Origin of the sequence: Mesorhizobium sp. M2A.F.Ca.ET.067.02.1.1, assembly GCF_004023285.1 — a bacterium.
Taxonomy (GTDB): domain Bacteria; phylum Pseudomonadota; class Alphaproteobacteria; order Rhizobiales; family Rhizobiaceae; genus Mesorhizobium.
The window spans coordinates 1-3,675 of the sequence record NZ_RZSB01000614.1 but is presented as its reverse complement, the minus strand read 5'-3'; the positions used below and the strand labels follow the sequence as shown (position 1 = coordinate 3,675).

General features: G+C 65.7%; 3 protein-coding genes. 2 read left to right on the top strand and 1 reads right to left on the bottom strand.

The window, feature by feature from the left end; genetic code table 11:
- The first annotated feature begins 199 nt into the window (after nt 1-199).
- Complete coding sequence (phaR, locus tag EOA28_RS28655; protein WP_042641310.1) at nt 200-793, top strand: polyhydroxyalkanoate synthesis repressor PhaR; 594 nt, start codon at nt 200-202, stop codon at nt 791-793.
- Nucleotides 794-1,046: 253 nt separating this feature from the next.
- Here phaR and EOA28_RS28650 read toward each other — a convergent pair whose 3' ends face one another.
- Entirely contained in the window at nt 1,047-2,192 is a 1,146-nt protein-coding gene (locus tag EOA28_RS28650; protein WP_127251869.1) for a citrate synthase, read from the bottom strand.
- 89 nt (nt 2,193-2,281) lie between these two features.
- Between EOA28_RS28650 and EOA28_RS28645 the strand changes: the two genes are divergently transcribed.
- Nucleotides 2,282-3,382: a citrate synthase/methylcitrate synthase gene (locus EOA28_RS28645; protein WP_127251870.1), complete on the top strand. Its 1,101-nt coding sequence runs from the start codon at nt 2,282-2,284 to the stop codon at nt 3,380-3,382.
- Nucleotides 3,383-3,675 lie beyond the last annotated feature (293 nt).

The following is a 3,675-nucleotide window of genomic DNA, read 5'->3' as shown; positions in this document are numbered from 1 at the left end:
GGCAAGCAGAGCGCACGCCAGTCGCGGTAACGTGACGTTGGCCGCGCGGCGGATTTTGCAATGGCTGTGCAGCATTAATTGATGCCGCAGTGCACATACCACTTGGAATTGTGACGCTTTTGCGCGTATCCTTAACAGAAGGCGCAATCGTTACCGGCCGCTTACTCCTAGAGGTGCCGGTGTCCTGGGGAGGATCCGGATGGCCGCTAAAGACGACCCGATCGTCATCAAGAAGTATGCCAATCGCCGGCTCTACAACACCGGCACGAGCACCTATGTGACGCTCGAGGACCTGGCCGAGATGGTCAAGAAGGGCGAGGAGTTCACGGTGCAGGACGCCAAGACCGGCGACGACATCACGCATCCGGTGCTGACGCAGATCATTTTCGAGCTGGAGAACAAGGACGGGCAGAACATGCTGCCGATCCCGTTCCTGCGCCAGCTCATCTCCTTCTACGGCGATCAGATGCAGATGATCGTGCCGAGCTTCCTCGAACAGTCGATGATCGCCTTCTCCAAGGAGCAGGAGCGGTTTCGCGAGCAGATGAAGGGCGCCTTCGGCAAGACGCCGATGGACATGATGAAGACGCCGATCAAGGCGCTCGAGGAACAGACGCGCCGCAATGTCGAGATGTTCCAGAACGCCATGCGCATGTTCACGCCGTTCCCGCCCGCCGGCAGCAATGCCGCGGCCCCGGCCGAGCCGCCGAAGAAGGAAGAGAAGTCCGACGATCTGCAGGAATTGAAGGCGCAGATCGCGGCGATGCAGCGCAAGCTCGACACGATGTCTTGACGAGCGCGTCGCCGTTTGGCGGCGATCGCGAACGCTGGAGATTGGCGCAAAGGCCTATCCCTTCGTCATTCTCGGGCTTGACCCGAGGATCCATTCCGTGACCGATGCCGTAGGGTGCAGCGGCGCAGAATTCTTTAATCGTCGCAACGCCTTAGCGTCACGGAATGGATTCTAGGGTCTGCGCGCGTCGCTTCGCTCCTTGCTCCGCCCTAGAATGACGACCTCAACGCATTTCGGCTAATCTGCAAGGCCATTATCCTGCGCCAACAGGCCCGTCATAGCGGGCGCGGGGCCGGATCAGCCTGTTGCTGGTCACCTGCTCGATTGCATGCGCCGTCCAGCCGATGCTGCGGCCGAGGGCGAACAGGCGGAACGGCGCATCGGCGGGCAGGCGCAGGCTGCGCGTTATAGCAGCCAGGGCGAAATCGATGTTGGGGTGCAGGCCTGTGGCGGCTAGGACCGCCTTGCGAAGGCGCGACAGCCCTTCGTCGATCTCGAGGCCGGAGAAGACGCCCTCGGCGCGCGGGTCGCCTTCCGGATAGAGCGGGTGGCCGAAGCCGGGCAGCGGCCGGTCATGCGCCAGCCAGCGGGCGATCGCTTCGTCCGCGCCCAGCCGCTCCGCATCCTCGACCAGCGCGACCGCCGCGGCACCCGCGCCGCCGTGACGCGGGCCGGTAAGCGTCGCAAGACCTGCGAGCAGGCAGGCGGCGATCGGCGCGCCGGTGGAGGCCGCGACGCGGGCGGCGAAGGTCGACGCGTTGAGCTCGTGGTCGGCCAAAAGCACCAGCGCCTTGCGGATGAGGTCGGCGCCATCGGCTTCCACCGACCAGCCTTGCGCCAGCCTTGCATGCACGGGTTCAGAGCCTGGCGTCGCGCCGAGCGCGGTGGCCAGCGCGCTGGTCGCGGCGGCGCCGTCCTGCTGCAGCATGGCCGGCCTGCGGCCGAGTGAGGGCCAGCCTTCGGCCGCAAGCGCCGAGAGCCGGGCGAAGGCGGTCGGCGTGCCGCTTTGCCGGGCGGCCGAAGGAGTCAGCGAGGCAAATGACACCGGACGGCCGGAGGCCCACAGCAGTCCGGCGGTCTCCTCGAGCGTCGCCGTCGCCGAAAACTCCACCGCGTCCTTGCCGCGGTAGATGAGGCGGCCATGCAGCACCGTCGAGATCGAGGTGGCGATGGCCGGCTCGCCCCAGGCGATGGCGCTTTCGGCGATCGCCTGCGGGCTCCTGCCTCGGTCGCGTCGTGTGGCAAGAGCTGCGATGTCGTCGGCGCGGTACTGGCTGCGGCGCGGGTCGGCGTCGTCCGGCCTCATGCCGACGCGACCACGGCTGACATAGGCATAAAGCGTCTGCGGCCGGACGTTCAGCCGCTCCAGCGCTTGCTCCCGCGTCAGCCACTCTGTCATTTGCCGCCTTATATTGATTATCTTGATCAAGATTGATGCATTGATTGCGCAGCATTAATTGCAAAGCGCAAAAGGTCAAGGAGACGATCATGGCGAATGGGCTCGATGATGTTGTGGCGGCCGACACGGTGCTTTCCGATGTCGACGGTGCAGGCGGGCACCTCACCATCCGCGGACATTCGCTGACGGAACTCGCCGGCCGCTGGCGCTACGCGCAAGTGGTGCGGCTGCTGTTCGACGGCTTCTTCGACGATCTCCCCGGCGACGCCGAACTGGAGAAGGCGATCGGCAAGGCGCGGGTGGAGGTATTCGATCGTGTGAAACCGTTGCTTGCGCAGCTCGCGCCGCTCGACATCTACAGCAGCATGCGAGCGGGCATGGCCGTCCTGCCGGACGGCGACGGACTTGCCGACGCGCTGCGCTTGATCGGGGCGGCGGCGGTGCTGACGCCGGCCCTGCTGCGCCTTGGCCGGGGCGAGACTCCGGTCGCTCCCGACGCAAAAGCCGATCATGCCGGCGATATGCTGCGGATGCTCGCCGGCGCCGCCTCGCCGGCGCTTGCCAAGGCGCTCGACAGCTATCTGGTGACGGTCTGCGACCACGGGCTCAACGCCTCGACCTTCGCGACCCGCGTCGTGGCGTCGACACAGGCCGGGCTGACCTCGGCGATCCTGGCCGGGCTCGGCGCGCTGAAGGGCCCGCTGCATGGCGGCGCGCCGGGGCCGGTGATCGAGATGCTGGACGCCATCGAGGCCAGCGGCGATGCAACCGGCTGGCTCAGCGCCGAGATAGCGCATGGCGAGCGCATCATGGGCTTCGGCCACCGTATCTACCGCGTGCGCGATCCGCGCGCCGACGCGCTGAAGGCGGTGGTGCGGCAGCTTGGTTCCCGCAACGAAGCAAGCAGCAAGAAGATGGGCAGCCGGCTGGCCTTTGCCGAGACGGTGGAGCAGGCCGCGCTCGAAGTGCTCAGGATCGCCAAGCCGCAGCGCTCGATCCAGACCAATGTCGAATTCTACACCGCGCTTCTGCTCGAAGCGGTCGGCTTCCCGAAAGAGGCGTTCTCCAACGTCTTCGCCGCCGGCCGCGTCGCCGGCTGGATCGCACATGCCCGCGAGCAGCAGGCTACCGGACGGCTGATCAGACCGCAGTCGCGCTATGTCGGGCCGGTGCCGGATCTGGTGGCTTGAGCTTGCGGCTGCTCAGTTCCGCGACAGCCTTCTCTGTTTCCTGCCGGAATGCTGAATTTCGCCGTTCGTTCGGTGACCACTCGCAAGTTCGCAATTGGCCGAAGCCTATCGAACGTCGTCATCCTAGGGCGTAACAGGAGCGAAGCTCCGTCGCGAAGACCCTAGGATCCTGTGTGTTGGTTCTGGTGTATGGTTGAGGTGGGAAGGAGACCGAGTGGATCGTGGTCGTCCTTTCGGACAGGCCGTGGCATGGCCCGGTCCCTTCCCACCGGTGAACCATCAACCTGAACAGT

Bases quoted from the DNA above. Each gene is read 5' to 3' on its own strand.
- EOA28_RS28645 (WP_127251870.1), top strand. From the start codon at position 2,282: ATGGCGAATGGGCTCGATGATGTTGTGGCGGCCGACACGGTGCTTTCC.
- phaR (WP_042641310.1), top strand. From the start codon at position 200: ATGGCCGCTAAAGACGACCCGATCGTCATCAAGAAGTATGCCAATCGC.
- EOA28_RS28650 (WP_127251869.1), bottom strand. From the start codon at position 2,192: ATGACAGAGTGGCTGACGCGGGAGCAAGCGCTGGAGCGGCTGAACGTC.